The sequence below is a fragment of the Burkholderia sp. BCC1977 genome (genome assembly GCF_905339595.1).
In the GTDB taxonomy this organism is placed as follows: Bacteria; Pseudomonadota; Gammaproteobacteria; order Burkholderiales; family Burkholderiaceae; genus Burkholderia.
In genome coordinates this window covers 1-258 of the sequence record NZ_CAJPGQ010000208.1, presented here as the reverse complement: position 1 = coordinate 258, position 258 = coordinate 1, and the positions used below count along the sequence as shown (strand labels likewise).

Here is a 258-nt window from a genome sequence, read left to right as displayed (position 1 = left end):
CGAGCTGTTGGTCGAGCTCAGGCCGGTCGACAGCGAGCTGATGCCCGTCGAAGTCGACGTGGACAGGGACGAGATCGAGCTGTTAGCCGACGAGAGACCCGTCGACGTGGACGACGACAGCGACGTAACCGAGCTATTGGTCGAGCTGAGGCCAGTGGACAGCGAGCTAATACCCGTCGAAGTCGACGTGGACAGGGACGAGATCGAGCTATTGGCCGACGAGAGACCCGTCGACGTGGACGACGACAGCGACGTAAC

At 62.0% G+C, this 258-nt stretch carries 1 protein-coding gene; it reads left to right on the top strand.

Annotated elements, in window-relative coordinates; all coding sequences use genetic code 11:
• The coding region (locus U5771_RS35495) for a hypothetical protein (RefSeq protein WP_322028226.1) at nt 1–258 on the top strand (258 nt) is incomplete at both ends.